Annotated in this window: 11 protein-coding genes, 1 tRNA gene and 1 other RNA gene; 7 read left to right on the top strand and 6 right to left on the bottom strand. The window is 40.1% G+C overall.

All coding sequences use genetic code 11. The features are described from left to right. Positions 1–28: 28 nt before the first annotated feature. From RYH73_RS11825 to RYH73_RS11835, 3 genes are read right to left on the bottom strand one after another with little or no spacing between them, the layout of a single operon-like run. Positions 29–1,546: a TSUP family transporter gene (locus tag RYH73_RS11825; RefSeq protein WP_335313642.1), complete on the bottom strand. Its 1,518-nt coding sequence runs from the start codon at positions 1,544–1,546 to the stop codon at positions 29–31. After that, positions 1,524–2,306, bottom strand: a complete 783-nt coding sequence (gene cobA, locus RYH73_RS11830; RefSeq protein WP_335313643.1) for a uroporphyrinogen-III C-methyltransferase — start codon at positions 2,304–2,306, stop codon at positions 1,524–1,526. Before cobA ends, RYH73_RS11825 begins: the two co-directional genes overlap by 23 nt. Continuing rightward, the gene (locus RYH73_RS11835; RefSeq protein WP_335313644.1) at positions 2,303–4,396 is read right to left on the bottom strand and encodes a HEPN domain-containing protein; all 2,094 of its coding nucleotides are present in this window, start codon (positions 4,394–4,396) and stop codon (positions 2,303–2,305) included. Before RYH73_RS11835 ends, cobA begins: the two co-directional genes overlap by 4 nt. Positions 4,397–4,854: 458 nt before the next feature. On the opposite strand from RYH73_RS11835, the gene RYH73_RS11840 reads away from it, so the two are divergent. Next, positions 4,855–5,403 carry a hypothetical protein gene (locus RYH73_RS11840; RefSeq protein ID WP_335313645.1) on the top strand — a complete coding sequence of 183 codons (549 nt, stop codon included), beginning with the start codon at positions 4,855–4,857 and terminating at the stop codon, positions 5,401–5,403. Positions 5,404–5,510: 107 nt separating this feature from the next. Here RYH73_RS11840 and tamL read toward each other — a convergent pair whose 3' ends face one another. Next, a complete protein-coding gene (gene tamL, locus RYH73_RS11845; protein ID WP_335313646.1) occupies positions 5,511–7,820 on the bottom strand; it encodes a translocation and assembly module lipoprotein TamL in 2,310 nt (769 codons plus the stop codon). A 35-nt stretch (positions 7,821–7,855) separates the two neighbouring features. Between tamL and RYH73_RS11850 the strand changes: the two genes are divergently transcribed. From RYH73_RS11850 to RYH73_RS11865, 4 genes are all read left to right on the top strand, one after another. Beyond that, the gene (locus RYH73_RS11850; protein WP_335313647.1) at positions 7,856–8,614 is read left to right on the top strand and encodes a TrmH family RNA methyltransferase; all 759 of its coding nucleotides are present in this window, start codon (positions 7,856–7,858) and stop codon (positions 8,612–8,614) included. 54 nt (positions 8,615–8,668) lie between these two features. Continuing rightward, positions 8,669–8,739: transfer RNA gene (locus tag RYH73_RS11855), tRNA-Cys, on the top strand. Between the two features lie 28 nt (positions 8,740–8,767). After that, entirely contained in the window at positions 8,768–8,947 is a 180-nt protein-coding gene (locus tag RYH73_RS11860; protein ID WP_335313648.1) for a spore protein, read from the top strand. Positions 8,948–9,015: 68 nt separating this feature from the next. Then, positions 9,016–9,561 (top strand): RNA methyltransferase, encoded by a 546-nt coding sequence (locus RYH73_RS11865; RefSeq protein WP_335313649.1) that lies wholly within the window; start codon positions 9,016–9,018, stop codon positions 9,559–9,561. A gap of 34 nt (positions 9,562–9,595) precedes the next feature. On the opposite strand, the gene RYH73_RS11870 is transcribed toward RYH73_RS11865, so the two are convergent. Beyond that, positions 9,596–11,065, bottom strand: coding sequence for a glutamate synthase subunit beta (locus RYH73_RS11870; RefSeq protein ID WP_335313650.1), 1,470 nt, complete (start codon positions 11,063–11,065; stop codon positions 9,596–9,598). Positions 11,066–11,082: 17 nt separating this feature from the next. Further along, the gene (gltB, locus tag RYH73_RS11875) at positions 11,083–15,597 is read right to left on the bottom strand and encodes a glutamate synthase large subunit (RefSeq protein ID WP_335313651.1); all 4,515 of its coding nucleotides are present in this window, start codon (positions 15,595–15,597) and stop codon (positions 11,083–11,085) included. 262 nt (positions 15,598–15,859) lie between these two features. On the opposite strand from gltB, the gene ffs reads away from it, so the two are divergent. Beyond that, positions 15,860–15,958, top strand: an RNA gene (gene ffs, locus RYH73_RS11880) — signal recognition particle sRNA small type. A gap of 94 nt (positions 15,959–16,052) precedes the next feature. Next, positions 16,053–16,712, top strand: a complete 660-nt coding sequence (gene fsa, locus RYH73_RS11885) for a fructose-6-phosphate aldolase (RefSeq protein WP_335313652.1) — start codon at positions 16,053–16,055, stop codon at positions 16,710–16,712. The last annotated feature ends 52 nt before the right edge of the window (positions 16,713–16,764 follow it).

Raw genomic sequence — 16,764 nt, forward strand, 5'->3', positions numbered from 1 at the left:
TATTTAATTTTCTTATTACCCAAGTATTTTATAATAAATGTGTCAAAAACAGTATAATGTTCCTTAAGCTTACGATCAGAACAATAATACCTACCAATACCATGATCGTTTTTGCAGAGATTTTATTGGACACCTTGGCTGCTATCGGTGCCGCCAAGGCACTTCCCAATATAAGTCCTAAAACGGCTTCCCAATGGGCACCCCCCAGCATGGAAATAAAGGTAAGTGAGCTTAATATAGCAATAAAAAATCGCGTTATCTTGACTGTGCCCAGCGAGAATAATGGATGCCGGCCACCGGCTATTAAGTTAGATAAAACAATAGACCCCCATCCTCCACCAAATGCAGCATCAATAAAGCCGCCGAAAAAACCCAATAGGCCAATACGTTCAATCTTTTTCTTCTTTTTGTTTCTTTTAATATTGAAAGCTTTCATCAAAATCACCACACCAAGAATACCTGTGTACAAAGCTACCAAAGGTTTCGTATACGCGCTATAATGTTCTAGAGAAGAAAGCAAATAAGCGCCGATAATCGCTCCAATAACACCTGGTATAAGTAAGAGCTTGAAAAGCTTCCAATTCACATTTCCCATGCGATAGTGCATCCATCCTGCAATGCCATTACTAAGCACCTCAGAAAGATGTATTCCCATACTTGCCGGTGCCGGCGGAATGCCCATTGCTAAGGAAAAAGACGATGAAGTAACACCGTAGGACATTCCAATAGCTCCATCCACCATAGCAAAGACAAAGCCTGCTCCCAGAAAATAATAAAATACCGGGTTGATCTCCGTTAAAAATGACTGAAATCCAGGCTCCTTGTGCCAAAAGACCAGGACACCAATCGTTACCGAAAAAATAATAGCCAACCAGATAAGCCATTTAAAATTTCGACGGACATTTTCAATTGGTTCGGGTGAAACAAGGGTAGCTGTTACCGCGTTCAATTTTTTAACTTTAGCAGAAAAATCACCTTTGAGTTTTCCGCGTAACGCACTCATTTGTTGAAGGGTTTGATCGATTTCTTCCGGTATACTCTCAGCAAGAACCTCTTTGAGCCGTTTAGCGATCGTTGGCGATTTTCCATTCGTCGAGATCGCAATTTTAAGATCTCCTTTTTTAACAACAGATCCAAGATAAAAATCACAAAGTGACGGTTTATCAGCGATATTAACTAAAAGCTTTCTTTCATGTGCAGCCTTCCTGATTTCCTCATTTAATTCGTTATTGTTGGTAGCTGCCACGATAAGCTGCATGCCATCCATATCAGCTGGCTCGAATGCTTTTTGCAAAATATGAAGCAATGGATAGGTCTCTGCCAATTGATATATTTCGGGAATGATTTCTTTAGCTACAATTCTGATTTTTACTTGCGGACTATTTCCGATCAGTGCCTGCAATTTTTCCAACGCCACTGCCCCACCCCCAATTAAAAGTGTGTATAAATCATTTAACTTCAAAAAAACCGGAAACAATTGGTTTCCTATTGCTTTTTCTTCGGCTGCAGCTAAAAGAGCTGCATCATTCTCCAATAACTGAGGCATACTCCTTTACGATCGATTTATAAGATGGGTGCAAAGAAACAACCTCTCCGAATACCAGAATTGCGGGAGCGCTAATTGTTTCCTTACGTGCTTTTTCGACAATATTGTCAACATTTCCGATCAACAACTTTTCATCCTGTGTGGAACCCTTTTGTATAATAGCTACTGGTAAATTTCCTTTTCCAGCAGATTTAAAAATTTCCACAATTTCACCCAACTTCTTTAACCCCATGAGCACCACAATCGTTGCTTTTGTTTGAGCAGCTTGATAAACGTCTTGCGAAACTGCTCCTGAAGAGGTCGTACCGGTTATTACCCAAAAACTTTCGCTGATACCACGATGTGTAACCGGGATATGTTGCAAACCGGGAACACCAATGGAGCTTGATATACCCGGGACAATAGTTACCGGAATGTCATACGCTGCCGCAAACTCCAACTCTTCGTAACCTCGTCCAAAAACGAAGGAATCCCCTCCCTTTAAACGCACAACATGTCCAAAATTCAGAGCGTAATCAACCATTAATCTATTGACAACATCCTGCGAATAACTATGGTCACCCGAACGTTTACCTACATATACTTTCGTCGCATGGGGAGGGATAAACTGTAGCAGTTCTTCGCCAACAAGGGCGTCATACAACACCACATCGGCTCCTTGCAGCGCTTTTAAACCTTTTAAAGTGATAAGCTCTGCATCTCCTGGCCCCGCACCCACCAAGGTTATTCTCGGTACGCTATTCTTTTTTATCTCATTCATGATTGTAATACCGCTTCTCGTTTAGTTTTTGTTAGTTTTAAGAATTCTGCAGCCTCCGCAAAATAAGTCTGAGCAAAACTGGCAGAAGGTTCTTCTTTATTGATCTTCAACGCTAATTCTGCAAAACTGGTTGGCAGAGCAAATTCACCGCTTTCTACGTATTTTGAATCGAAATCATTAATAACTCCGATGTGCGTGCTGCTGTTAATCCCTTTATCCAGCAACATAGCCTTTGCACTACCAATTAACGTACTATATGCATGATAAATAGCATCCGACCAAGCACCATTATCCAACGATTTTTGAGCCCAGATGAGCTTCTCTTCTGCATCGAACAATAAAGTAGCAACCAAGTCGATTACTACGCCGGCGCACTCTCCTACACCAATAGCAGTCTTGAAGATCTCTTCATGGCCCCAATCCACAAATTCTTCTTCGCTTAAAGTAGAAAGATCAGCTAAAGGTTTCAGTAATTGATAGAAATAGTCTTTCCCTTGCCGATCATAATATTGCTGAAACCTTTCGTTTGTTTCAGTATTCGCTTTATAGTCATTAAGCAGCGTCCTCAAAACGTCTGTTGCACGCTTTGAAGGAGTTTTGATTACCCGCTCGGCAGCTCGGCCAAGCCCATCCCCTACGGTACCACCACCCAGCATTACCTGAACAGCAGGTACGACCTTCCCCGCTGCCTTCAACGAGCTGCCATGAAACCCTATTTCAGCGAGCCCGTGTTGTCCACATGAATTCATGCAGCCACTGATTTTAATCTTGATATCTTTATTAAAAACAAACTCAGGATATTCCTCATACACAAGATCTTCTAACACCTTCGCTAAAGTCATACTATTCGATATCCCTAAATTACAGGTATCCGTGCCCGGGCAAGTTGTGACATCTGCAACTGAATCAAAACCAATCTTAGCAAAACCTATTTTATTCAATGCATGAAAGAGTGCCGGCAAATGTGCCTCAGGAACATATTTCAACAATAAACCTTGGTTTTGCGTAATCCGAATTTCATCAGCTACAAGTGGCTGGATCGAGGAGATAAATGTTCTCGCTAAATCTGTCTTTATATCACCAATCAGCACCTTAATATATACGCCATAATACCCCTTCTGTTTCTGTTCGAATACATTCGTTTTTAACCAATTTTCATATTGAAGGCGCTCATCATCCGTTACATTTTCGAGAACGGAAGCACCTGGAATATTCGGTGTTTCTACCGCATCTATATTTATCGGCAAGTGTTTACTTTTAGTTGCAACCCTCTCTTCCTCGATTAACCTCAATACCTCTTCCAAACCGATTTTTTGAATAAGGTATTTCATCCTAGCCTTATTACGGTTATTACGCTCACCGTAACGGTCAAATACACGTATAACAGCTTCAATGAACGGAATCAATTGATCCTCAGGTAAAAACTCATAGATAAGGTGGGCCAAAATTGGTTGCGCTCCCAAACCACCTCCTATAACAACTTTGAATCCTCGATTACCATTTTCATCAATTTTAGGTATCAATCCAACATCATGCGCGTAACTATATGCAGTATCCTTATCACTGGACGAAAAAGCAATTTTAAACTTGCGCCCCATTTCTTGACAGATCGGATTTCTTAGGAAATAATCGAAAGTAGCATAGGCATATGGAGAAACGTCAAAAGGTTCTTCTGGGTCAATACCAGCTGCAGGAGAAGCAGTGACATTTCGGACGGTATTCCCGCAAGCTTCGCGAATAGTCACATCATCCACTGCCAATTTAGACCAAAGTTCGGGCGTTCTATCCAAGCTCACATAATGTATTTGTATATCTTGGCGAGTAGTTAAATGTAAATTACCACTGCCGTATTCATCGGCAATATCCGCTATCCTTAAAAATTGTTTAAAAGTCACTTTACCAAATGGGAGCTTAATGCGTACCATTTGTACACCAGGTTGGCGTTGCCCGTATATCCCTCGAGCCAGTCGGAGACTTCTAAACTTTTCATCATGAATAGAACCTTCTCTAAAGGCATGGATTTTTTTCTCAAGATCTATAATATCTTGCTCCACTACTGGATTTTCTAATTCCGTTCTGAAACTTTGCATCGTTTACCCCTTATTAAATGTTAATGTTAAGCACATTTCTAAAATTGCTCAACCTATCGATTGCTAAAAACACAAAAAAAACCAGATAATATTACAAAATCGTTAAGTTAAAAAACCTTACAAAAATGACTTAATAATATTTCTATTCAGCAAATATATAAAGTATACCGTATTAGTAGTATTAATTTCTAACTTTTTTTTATTTTTTTTACATTTCGGGCACTTATTACAAGTCCCTTCTTATGCGCGCTTCCTATATTCGAATACCGCCTCTACTAAACTATGCATTTCCAAAAAAGAAACCCAGTGGAGAAAGCCTCAATGTGTTATACGATGTTTCTCAAAATATGGACATAAGATTGTATACACCGTATTGACTTTGCATATGCAGTACATTTTATCTAAGTTTGAGCTGTCGAAGCCCGTGCTAGGGCATCCGATAATATCAAATGAGACAGATGAAACAAACGAGCTTCATTTTATTGTTAAGCAGTATCTATTTCTTTTTCTATACCGATTTCGTGTCGGCGAGACAACGATATAGTTTAGATAATTTTATCATCAAGGAAAATCTGATAAAAAATAACAAATTGGCCATCATCGCTTGCGATTCTTTAGAAGAACCTACAGATAAACTAAACGGCACTTTTTTATTCGTTATCAACGGGTTCAAACAACAACTCAATTTTTCGCAGGGAGTAGCCATTTCTCCCCAAGAAATAGACAAATCCTCTTTTGTATTCCTCAAACATAAAAATGAACACGGCACGCATAGCAAGTTGTATTATGTAATGAAGAACGATGACGGATTAAAACCGATAAAAGTCAATTGGGTCTTTCTGCTATTGATTCCACTTGCCATTATATTCATTGCAACCATTTATAAACGGCTTATTTTATTAGCAATCATTGCACTTCTTGCTTTTGCCTATTTTAATTATAATAAAGGATTGAGTTTTGAGAGCATTTTTGAGACTATATCTGCCGGGATAAAGAGTTTCTTTTGATACAGCTGTAAATTGTATGCATTAGTCATTAAGCAATACGATATTTAGCTACCGGAACTTTAGAATTTCAAAGCAGCTAGTCTAAAACACACATTAATAGCTATTACCTAAAAAGGCATTCCAATACCAAAATTATACTGAATAAAGTTATAAGGATCCGGTCCATTGCTTAGCTTATAGTTACGTTTAAATTCACGGCTATTGAATAATTCCGTAATCACCCATTGATCTGCTCCTGCAAACTGTGGGTCTTTGACTTTAATTCCTGCATCAAAACGGAAGACAAAATATTGCAGATCGAATCGCAAGCCTGCCCCGGCTCCGATCGCCATCTGTCCCAGGAATTTATTAAATTTGAACTCACCGCCGGGATTCTCTACACTTTCCTTCAACCGCCAGATATTACCAATATCTGTAAATGTTGCCCCCTTCAGCTTCGCCCCTAAAAAGTCATTCAACAACTTAAATCGATACTCAAAATTGCTGAAAATTTTGATTTCTCCAAGCTGATCAAGATTCCGGAGTCGATTCCGCAAGTCCTCCGTTAATACGGATCGATTGTAATTACCGGGCCCTAAAGTTCGTGCCTGCCAAGCGCGCTGATCATTCATTCCACCACCAAAGAATTGCTTTTCAAAAATCAAGAACTCCGAATTATTTCCAAAAGGGACGCCGATACCTGCGTTTATCCGAGCAATAAACTGACGTTCTCCTCCCAAATGTCTATACACCCTTAAGTCGACCTCTGTTTTGACATATTGTAAATAGGGAACATTTAATAGTGTATTTTGACCAATATCATTTTTCTTAAAATTAATGATTTTACTTAGCAAATTCAGTGTATTTCCACTCAGATCCAAGGCGCCTCGGAAATATAAAAAATCATCATAAGTATTCAAGCGCAACGTATTAAAAGTGTATGTATACTGACTACCAATACCAAAATAGGCTCGATCATTACTTTTGACATAAAGCTCATACCCATTATTTTGTAGGGAATCCTTGAATGCATTATCTAATCGCCCAAGCCTGTATTCTAAAGATATAGGAGTAACGCTATGCAGTTTATATTTGGTATCGTACCAATTGTAGGATATGGAATTAATGATATAACGGTTGCTATAAGTATTCAACTGATCGAATATTTGCCAGTTGGTTGAAAAAACCGTATGTGGCATACCATTCTTCCCTATTAAGGGAATACGAAACGGAACGAGTAACCGTGGGATGGAAAGGTTGGCACCAAATTGTAAGTCGCGATTCCAAATTCGGCTCCATAACGGACCACCGAGTTGTGAATCGAACAGAGCACCAAAACGTGCCTTAATCTCAAGTTGCTCAGAACCACCGAACAAATTCCGATTGGTGTAGGTATTGCCTATATTGAACCCACTACGACCCGAAGTAAACATATACTCTCCTTCAACACGATTAGACATTCGCTTTAGTGGGGTAAGCTCATAATTGATCCTAAGGTGAGTAGAGTCAGTTTTCTTATAGCTAGTTCTAATTCCTCTAAAACTACTTAATTCATATAAGCGATCATAAGTTAAATTTTCCTTTTCAACATCAAAAATATCGCCCATTTTGGGATAGATATATCGAGCCAGTGGTTTTGGTCTAAAACGACGCGTATGATCTGTTACATGCAAACCACTGGGTAGACTAGCCGTATCCGGTTTGTCTGTACCCAGCTCACCATCACTATTTTTTATTAACACATAGCTACTGTCAATCTTAAAAACAGTGTGCCCGCTTTTTCCTTCAGGATTATCAATAAAAAGCCTTAAATCAGCCTGGCTATTATTCATATTTGTATCTACTTCAAAACGGACATATTGACGTAAATAGTCGTAGTAGCCGTTATGTTTCATGAGATTATAAATAGACTCACGCTCTTTCACCAAGGTATCAGCATCAAAGCGCATACCTGGCCGCAATACCGGAAAACGTGCAATATGTTGCCTATACAATTTTTCTACCTGCGGATCACCTATCTCGTGTTCAATGTAGCGGATTCTAAAAACACCTCCCTGTTTCACATCAAAATCAATTTGAGCTCGTTTACGTCTAACTGCGATGTGGCTTTTAACTTCCGCATTGAAATAGCCTTTGGAGGCCAAAAAGCGCTCTATTTGATTTCGGGAAATCTCAACTAACGAGCTGTCTAATATACTGGGTGGTTCACCAACATTTCTTATCTTATCCGTGCGGTATTTTCCACGTTTACTATTGGCGAAATTATAAATGAAAAGGTTTATCTTCGAATTAGGCCTAATTTCCCGTTGGATATAGGTAGCAGCTCCCTCCTTAAATTCTTTATTTATGCCATTTAACTTTACCTTTGTAACCAATGCCTGATCATCATCCAATAATCTCGTAGATCTACAAGACGAGAAAAACAGTGATGCGAGCACTATGAATACAAAAAAATATAAGTAAGATAATTGCGATGCTCTCAAAGTCTCAGCTTCAATTTATAAAATCCTTACATCAAAAAAAGTTCAGAAAAGAACATGGTCTCTTTATCGTAGAGGGTCTTAAATCCATAACGGATTTTTTTCACTCGGATTATGCAATACATAGTATTTATTGTACTCCAAAAGTAGAGCCAAAGATCGATATTTTAAAAAAGAAAATAAAACATTATCCAATATCGGAACGTGATTTGGAGGTAATTAGCACTTTAAAGGCGCCTCAGGGAATATTGGCATTAATAGAAATACCGAATGATCCGCCGTTCTATGAAGAAGAATTACGAAACAGGTTCACACTTGTTCTAGATACTATTCAAGATCCCGGCAACCTGGGAACTATAATAAGAACGGCAGATTGGTTTGGTATTAAACATATTATCTGTTCAGAAGAAACGGTGGAGTCTTTTAATCCAAAAGTCGTGCAGGCCACTATGGGCTCTTTAGCCCGCATTTCTATCCGATATACCAACTTGCACGCTTTTCTCAAAGGTATAAAGTTACCTGTATTTGCAGCTGAGCTAAATGGCCAATCAATCTATAAAACTGATTTCGGAAAAGAAGGACTGCTAATTTTGGGTAACGAAGGGAATGGAATAATGCCTGGCCTCGTTAACGATAAAACACAACGCATTACGATCCCGCGATTTGGAAATGCGGAATCACTCAATGTAGCTGTTTCAGCAGCCATATTCTGTTCAGAAATAGGTAAAAAATATAATTTGGATAAAAGTTAAAAAAAATTAGTAAAGAAAGATAATTTTACTATTTTTGCAAGCCTAAACGGAAAGGGTCGGATGGCCGAGTGGCTAGGCTGAGCTCTGCAAAAGCTCCTACAGCGGTTCGAATCCGCTTCCGACCTCATTAAAGATTTATTAAAGATAAAAGCCATGGGAGTTACACGCTTAAAAAGAAAAGACAGAAGAAATAAAACTGTATCGCGCTTAGAGGTACAATTCTTGAAGCTTGGCCGCAATATAGAAGCTGGAAGTAGATCAAAAGAGTCAAAAAGCAGCCAAGTTGTTAAAAACAAAGCTGTTTTAGATAAACTTGCTGCTGAAAGTAAATAAGAAATTACTAACGAAATTATTAAAAAGACCTGAATGCTATTCAGGTCTTTTTTCTTTATAAGGCAAAAATGCGCAAATTATCAATGGATGAACTGGGGCGTCCCAGTGTGGATGAATTTAAACAATTGGACAAACTACCAGTAACGGTTGTACTGGACAGCGTACGAAGCCTCCATAATGTCGGGTCCATTTTTAGAACCGCTGACGGCTTTGCTATAGAGCGTATTGTTCTCTGCGGTATTACCGGAATACCTCCTCATCGAGATATAGAAAAAACGGCCCTGGGAGCTACTCAATCCGTTGCCTGGCAATATGAAAAAAATATTCAAGAAGCGATAACTAACTTAAAGCGGGAAGGAAAGAAAATAATTGCTATTGAACAGGCAGAAGGTAGTACGATGCTTCATCAATTTTTTCCTCAAGCGGACGAAAATTATGCACTGATTTTCGGCAATGAGGTCAACGGAGTTTCGGAAGAAGCGATGAGTTTAATTGATCATTGTATAGAAATCCCTCAATTCGGAACGAAGCACTCTTTTAATATTGTGATTTCGGCGGGAATCGTTCTATGGGATTTTTATCGAAAATTAAAACTAAAAAGCGGCGATTCCTAAACGTATCGCCGCTATAACAAGCAGAAAATTTTTATCAGAACGCGTATGTCACGATTGAATCTTTGCTTTCAAGTACAGAATGCCCCATGAGAAATTCATCTACCCTTCTAGCGCATTCACGTCCTTCAGAAATTGCCCACACTACCAGTGATTGCCCTCTACGCATATCTCCCGCTACAAACACTTTATCTACGGTCGTCTTATAGCTTCCTTCAGTGGCATTTACATTGCCTCTAGCATCAAAAGAAACACCCAATTGTTTTAATAAACCTTCGTGTTGCGGATGCAAGAATCCCATTGCCAATAAAGCAAGTTCACAAGGTATTTCGCGTTCTGAACCAGGTACTTCCGCAAATTTCACAGGCCTACCCAACGTATCAGTTTCCCATTCCAAATCAACTACTAAAACGCCTTTCAAGTTACCATGTTCATCACCTAAAAAGGCTTTGGTATTAACACTCCAGAAGCGTTCGCAACCCTCTTCATGAGACGTTGTATTTTTAAGAAGCATCGGGTAATTAGGCCAGGGCATAGCCGCTGTTCGCTGAGCAGGTGGTTTTGGCATCAATTCAAACTGGGTAACGGTTTTTGCACCATGACGATTGGAGGTACCCACGCAGTCAGATCCTGTATCACCACCACCTATTACCAATACGTTTTTACGGGTCGCCAAAATTTCCTCTTCCTGATAATCGGATTCACCGACACGTTTGTTTTGCTGTTTTAGAAATTCCATCGCAAAATAAACTCCTTTCAATTCTCTTCCGGGAATACTCAAATTCCGAGGAATCGTAGAACCACCGGCTAACACGATAGCATCAAAAGCTTTGAGCTCATCAGCCGAAACATCCACACCTACCTCTGCATTGCACTTGAAAACAACACCTTCTTGTTTCATAAGCTCGATACGCCTATCAATTACCCATTTATCCAGTTTAAAATCGGGTATGCCATATCGCAATAAACCACCTGGTTTGTCGTCCCTTTCAAATACCGTTACCTCATGACCGGCTTTAATAAGTTGTGCTGCAGCAGCTAGGCCAGCAGGGCCAGAGCCAACAACCGCAACACTTTTACCCGATTTAATGGCTACGGGTTTTGCCTTAGCAAAACCTTTTTGATAAGCGATTTCCGCAATATGTTTTTCGATCTCCTCAATGGCCACCGGTGATCGGTTAATCCCTAATACACATGCTGATTCGCAGGGTGCAGGACAAATACGTCCTGTAAATTCGGGGAAATTATTGGTAGAGGATAATATCTCAAAAGCCTCTTCCCATTTGCCGTCATACACTGCGTCATTAAATTCAGGAATAACATTGCCCAGCGGACAACCTGAATGACAAAACGGGATGCCACAGTTCATACAACGTGCGGCTTGTGTATTTAACTCTTCCTCACTGTAAGTGTGAACGAATTCCTTATAATTTTTAAGTCTCTCTTTAGGAGTATCTTTCGTGGGGAGTTGTCTTTCAAACTCTTTAAACCCTGTTACTTTTCCCATTTCTCTTACCTATAATATTATGCTTCAACCAATTTCGCTTGTAGAACACGTTTGTACTCCTTTGGAAACACTTTTATAAATAAACCACGTTCGTTTTTCCAATTACTTAGGATATTCGACGCCAGTTTACTATTTGTTAAATTAATATGTCTCTTCAGCAAATTAATGATTTGTGTTTCATCTTCCTCTTCCAGCGGATCAAGATCAACCATTTCCAGATTACATCGATCTTTAAAGGTACCACTGATATCATAGACCCAGGCGATACCACCACTCATACCAGCCGCAAAATTACGACCTGTCTCACCTAAGATCAATGCCCGTCCACCGGTCATATATTCACAGCCATGATCACCGACTCCTTCAACAACGGTTGTTGCTCCCGAATTACGTACAGCAAAACGTTCACCCGCCTGACCACATACAAATAAATGACCCGATGTCGCGCCGTAAAGTGCCACGTTTCCTATAATGATATTCTCATGTGGAACCAATTGGCTACCGTTCGCGGGGTAAATGGCCAATTGAGCACCCGACAAACCTTTACCTACATAGTCATTTGCTTCGCCTTCAAGTTCAAAAGACAGGCCTTTCGCGGCGAAAGCACCGAAGCTCTGTCCTGCCGACCCAACAAATTTAAAATTAATCGTATTGTCAGGCAGTCCCTCTGAACCATATATTTTAGAAACTTCATTCGATAACAATGTTCCAATAGTACGGTCTGTATTCTTCACATTAAACGTACCGAATACAGGTGTCTTGCTTTCCAAGGCCTTAGCGGCTTGCTTAAGCATACCCCAATCTAGAATCATATCCATCCCATGATCTTGTGATTCGGTTTGATACAAACTCTTACCTGATGGATTTTGTGATGCATAAAGAATACCGGATAAATCGAGTTTATTGACTTTCCAGTGATTGATATCTTCACGAACTTTTAAGAACTGCGCTTTACCAACCATTTCATTGATGGTCTTAAAGCCTAGGCTCGCCATAATTTCACGAAGTTCCTCTGCCAAAAATTTGAATAGATTAACGATATCCTCCGGTTTTCCAGTAAACAATTTGCGTAGTTCGGGATCTTGAGTTGCAACCCCAACCGGACAAGTATTCAAATGACATTTACGCATCATAATACATCCACCGGCAACCAAAGCAGCAGTTGCTACTCCCCATTCTTCGGCACCTAATAAGGCAGCGATGGCTAGATCTCTTCCAGTTTTAAGCTGGCCATCGGTTTGCAATACTACACGGCTACGAAGTTGATTTTTCACCAAAGTCTGCTGTGCTTCTGCTAAACCAAGTTCCCAAGGAAGTCCGGCGTGCTTGATAGAACTAATCGGAGACGCTCCGGTTCCACCGTCATAACCTGCGATTAATATAACATCGGCATGCGCCTTTGCCACACCGGCAGCAATGGTTCCCACACCTGCTTTCGACACCAACTTCACGTTAATACGAGCTGTACGGTTGGCATTTTTCAAATCAAAGATCAGTTGTTTTAAATCCTCGATAGAATAAATATCATGATGAGGAGGTGGTGAAATCAACCCTACGCCAGGAGTTGCATGACGGACTCTTGCGATCCACTCATCTACTTTATGTCCTGGTAACTGACCACCTTCACCCGGTTTTGCACCCTGCGCCATTTTTATTTGCAATTCATCGGCTTGACTTAAGTAGTTCGACGTTACACCAAAACGAGCTGAGGCTATCTGTTTAATTGCAGAACGCATCGAATCGCCGTTGGGTAAAGGTTTATACCGAATTTCATCTTCACCACCTTCGCCTGTATTACTCTTTCCCCCTATTCGATTCATTGCAATTGCTAAGGTACTATGAGCTTCGTGCGAAATCGAGCCAAACGACATTGCACCAGTAGCAAAGCGTTTCATGATATTTTCTGCGGGTTCCACTTCGTCCAACGAAATCGGGGCACGATGTTTAGCAAAATCAAAGAGACCACGTAAGGTATACATACGCTCTTTCTGGTTGTTGATATGGGTTGCATATTGCTTGTAAACTTCGTAGTTACCCGTTCTGCAGGCCTGTTGCAACAAATGAACAGTAGCAGGATTGAACAGATGTGCTTCACCCCTTCTACGCCAAGCATAAATCCCTCCCTCAGGCAATAGACTAGTTTTCTTTTCGCTATGGAAACCTCGATTATGTTTACTTAATATTTCCCTTGCAATATCATCCAAACCTAATCCGCCAATGCGTGATACTGCTCCACAAAAATAGCTATCAACAACATCTTTATGTATTCCCAGTACCTCAAAAATTTGAGCGCCATTGTACGACTGCAAAGTAGAAATACCCATTTTAGAGAATATCTTAAGCAATCCGTTGCAAACAGCTTTTACATAATTTTTTGATAATTCCGGCCAGGTAAGAGAAGTCTCTATCACACCCTCCTCCTTAAGTGTCCGTATAGAGGCAAGTGCCATGTAAGGATTAATAGCTGTAGCACCAAAAGCCAGTAAACAAGCAAAATGATGAACTTCCCATACATCGCCTGCTTCAACTACTAAGCCTACCGCACCTCGGTAACCTGTTTTTATTAAATGATGGTGAACAGCCGATACAGCTAACAAAGAAGGGATAGCCGCATGTTGTGAATCGATTGCCCGATCAGATAGTATGAGCACCTCAAATCCATCCCGAACAGCATCCTCCGCATAACGGCATAGACGCGCTAAACCTTCTTCTAAAGATCCTTCTTTACCATCTGCCTTAAAATAGGTTTGCAATGTCTTTGCTTGAAAGATTCCCGTATCGATACTGCGCAATTTTTCCAAATCCCTGCTGGTAACAATTGGGTGTTCTAAAGCTACACAGTGACAATGCATCTTGTCTTCGTCCAAGATATTCCCTGAGTTCCCAATAAAAGTCGTCAAACTCATTACCAAACGCTCTCGAATCGGATCAATCGGCGGATTTGTTACCTGTGCAAAATATTGCTTAAAATAGCTACTAAGGTGTTGCGGATGTTCCGATAATACAGCTAAAGGAACATCTGTTCCCATTGAACCTATAGGTTCTTTCCCATCCAATGCCATGGGAATCAGAATCCCTTCAATATCTTCTCTTGAATAACCAAATATTTGCTGATACCTAAAAACAGATTCTTTCGAGAGATAAGTGAAAGTAACACGAGGTTCTGCCAAATCCTTGATATGGATTTTATATTTATCCAACCATTCTCCATAAGGTTGTTTGGTGGCTAGCTCATGTTTAATATCTGCATCGCTCAAAATCTCGCCCTTTTCCATATCAACCAAAAATATCTTTCCTGGTTGCTGGCGCCCTTTTTTTATAATGGTATCTTCACTTATAGGTAAGGCTCCGGCCTCTGAAGCCACCACGACGCGATCGTCGCTTGTCACTGCATAACGAAGTGGTCTCAATCCATTACGATCCAGCGTGGCGCCAATGGTTTTACCATCGGTAAAACACAAGGCAGCGGGGCCATCCCATGGTTCCATAATCGTTGCATGATACTCGTAAAAAGCTTTACGTAATGGGTCCATAGACGTGTTTCCATCCCACGCTTCGGGCACCAACATAAGCATCACATGAGGAAGTGAACGTCCACTATGTAAAAGCAACTCTACAACATTGTCCAATGAAGCTGAATCGGATAATCCAGGATCAACTACCGGAAGCAAAATATCAAGCTCTTCATCAGAAAAGTAAGGAGAAGATATAGATCTTAAACCGGCATAAAAACGGTTTAAGTTTCCTGTAAGTGTGTTTATCTCCCCGTTATGGGCAACGATACGAAATGGTTGTGCCAATTTCCAAGAAGGAAAGGTATTCGTTGAAAACCGTGAATGTACAAGACCGAAGGCAGAAACCACCCGTTCATCCGACAGATCATTGTAATAAGAACGCACTTGATAAGTCGTAAGCTGACCTTTGTAAATAAGTGTTTTGCTGGATAGGGATGGCATGTAAAATTGTTCTTTCGCCTCTCCCAGCTCTTCTTTTATCCTTTTTACAAGCAAGCGACGGAGCACGAACAGCTTTCTATCGAAATCCTCTGTATTACGAATTCCTTTAGGACGTTCTACAAAGAATTGAATAATATTCGGTTCAGCACTTAGTGCCGTCATTCCTACTCCTTCTGGGTTCACCGGCACCTCACGTATCCCCAAAAAATCAAGTCCTAATTGAGCACATGAATCCTTAATAAGTTGTCTGCATTGTTTATTTAACGAATCTTCTTTAGGCAAAAAAGTCATCCCTACACCATAGTACCCAGGTTCTCCCAGTCTTATATCTAGCTTGCTACATTCTTCCCAAAGAAATTCATGTGGTATTTGAATCATAATACCAGCGCCATCACCACTTTCTTCGTCATAGCCGCAAGCGCCCCTGTGCTCCATGTTTTCCAACATTGTCAACGCGTCTTGAACCTGGCGGTGACTTTTTAATCCTTTTAAATGAGTCACAAAGCCAACACCACACGCATCATGCTCAAAATCAGAACGATACAATCCCTGTTCTTCCATATCTTCAACTGTCATTGTTATAGCTTAGTTTAAATAGATTGCTAAAATAACATTAATTTTCGACAATATTAAGTTTTTATTATTTTTTCTTACAAAAAGTTGATGAAATACTTAGAATAACACAATAAACTTAAAAAAATCGCAAACCGCATTAATAAAAGCCAGTAACCAAACACAAGCGACGCATCTACAAAAAAAAACCGCCTGATCTCCAGCTATCTAGCACTATTTCTACAAAAAAGCTTAGTAAATTAAGTTTTTTTCCTATTTTTGCGGTGGGTAAGTCTTTTACGACCAGCTCCCTTTGAACTCCCCCAGGGTGGGAACACAGCAAGGGTAAAAGGTTGAGCGGTGCGATAAAAGGGGCTTGCCCTTTTTTTATTTCCTCTTTTTACACTTATCTATTACGAATGTAGCAAATATTGGTTACTTTTGTTGCAATCAAAACCAAGTTTTAACAATAATATCTTATGAAATTTTTTATAGATACCGCCAATCTTCAGCAAATAAAAGAAGCACAAGATTTAGGGGTTTTAGATGGAGTCACAACCAATCCTAGTCTAATGGCTAAAGAAGGTATTAGCGGTGAAGAAAATGTGATCAATCATTACAAAGCTATTTGTAGCATCGTGGATGGCGATGTCAGTGCGGAAGTTATCAGTACAGATTACGAAAATATTATTAAGGAGGGACTTAATCTGGCAAAGCTGGATGATAAGATTGTTGTTAAAGTTCCTATGATAAAAGAAGGTGTAAAGGCTATCAAATATTTTAGCAGCGAGGGAATTAAAACGAATTGTACACTTGTTTTTTCTGCCGGACAAGCATTGTTAGCTGCAAAAGCGGGTGCTACGTACGTTTCTCCATTCATTGGTCGCCTGGATGATATTTCTACCGATGGTTTAAGCTTGATCGAGGACATTCGTTTAATATACGACAATTATGGCTATGAAACACAAATTTTAGCAGCCTCTGTTCGCCATGCCATGCATATTATTGAATGTGCTAAAATTGGCGCGGATGTTATGACCGGACCATTATCGGCTATTTTAACACTCCTGAAACACCCGCTCACAGATAGTGGTTTAGCTCAGTTTCTAGCGGACCATGCAAAGGCTGCAGGTAAATAAGACATTTCCGCAGGATTGTTTTCCGGATAGACTGTTAGCACTTTGATTTGCA

Origin of the sequence: Olivibacter sp. CPCC 100613 (genome assembly GCF_036959255.1) — a bacterium.
GTDB lineage: Bacteria > Bacteroidota > Bacteroidia > Sphingobacteriales > Sphingobacteriaceae > Olivibacter.

Excerpts from the sequence above, each read along its gene's own strand:
- RYH73_RS11825 (WP_335313642.1), bottom strand. The coding sequence starts at position 1,546 with ATGCCTCAGTTATTGGAGAATGATGCAGCTCTTTTAGCTGCAGCCGAA.
- gltB (WP_335313651.1), bottom strand. The coding sequence starts at position 15,597 with ATGACAGTTGAAGATATGGAAGAACAGGGATTGTATCGTTCTGATTTT.
- RYH73_RS11865 (WP_335313649.1), top strand. The coding sequence starts at position 9,016 with ATGCGCAAATTATCAATGGATGAACTGGGGCGTCCCAGTGTGGATGAA.
- RYH73_RS11850 (WP_335313647.1), top strand. The coding sequence starts at position 7,856 with ATGCTCTCAAAGTCTCAGCTTCAATTTATAAAATCCTTACATCAAAAA.
- RYH73_RS11870 (WP_335313650.1), bottom strand. The coding sequence starts at position 11,065 with ATGGGAAAAGTAACAGGGTTTAAAGAGTTTGAAAGACAACTCCCCACG.
- RYH73_RS11840 (WP_335313645.1), top strand. The coding sequence starts at position 4,855 with ATGAAACAAACGAGCTTCATTTTATTGTTAAGCAGTATCTATTTCTTT.
- cobA (WP_335313643.1), bottom strand. The coding sequence starts at position 2,306 with ATGAATGAGATAAAAAAGAATAGCGTACCGAGAATAACCTTGGTGGGT.
- RYH73_RS11835 (WP_335313644.1), bottom strand. The coding sequence starts at position 4,396 with ATGCAAAGTTTCAGAACGGAATTAGAAAATCCAGTAGTGGAGCAAGAT.
- RYH73_RS11860 (WP_335313648.1), top strand. The coding sequence starts at position 8,768 with ATGGGAGTTACACGCTTAAAAAGAAAAGACAGAAGAAATAAAACTGTA.
- fsa (WP_335313652.1), top strand. The coding sequence starts at position 16,053 with ATGAAATTTTTTATAGATACCGCCAATCTTCAGCAAATAAAAGAAGCA.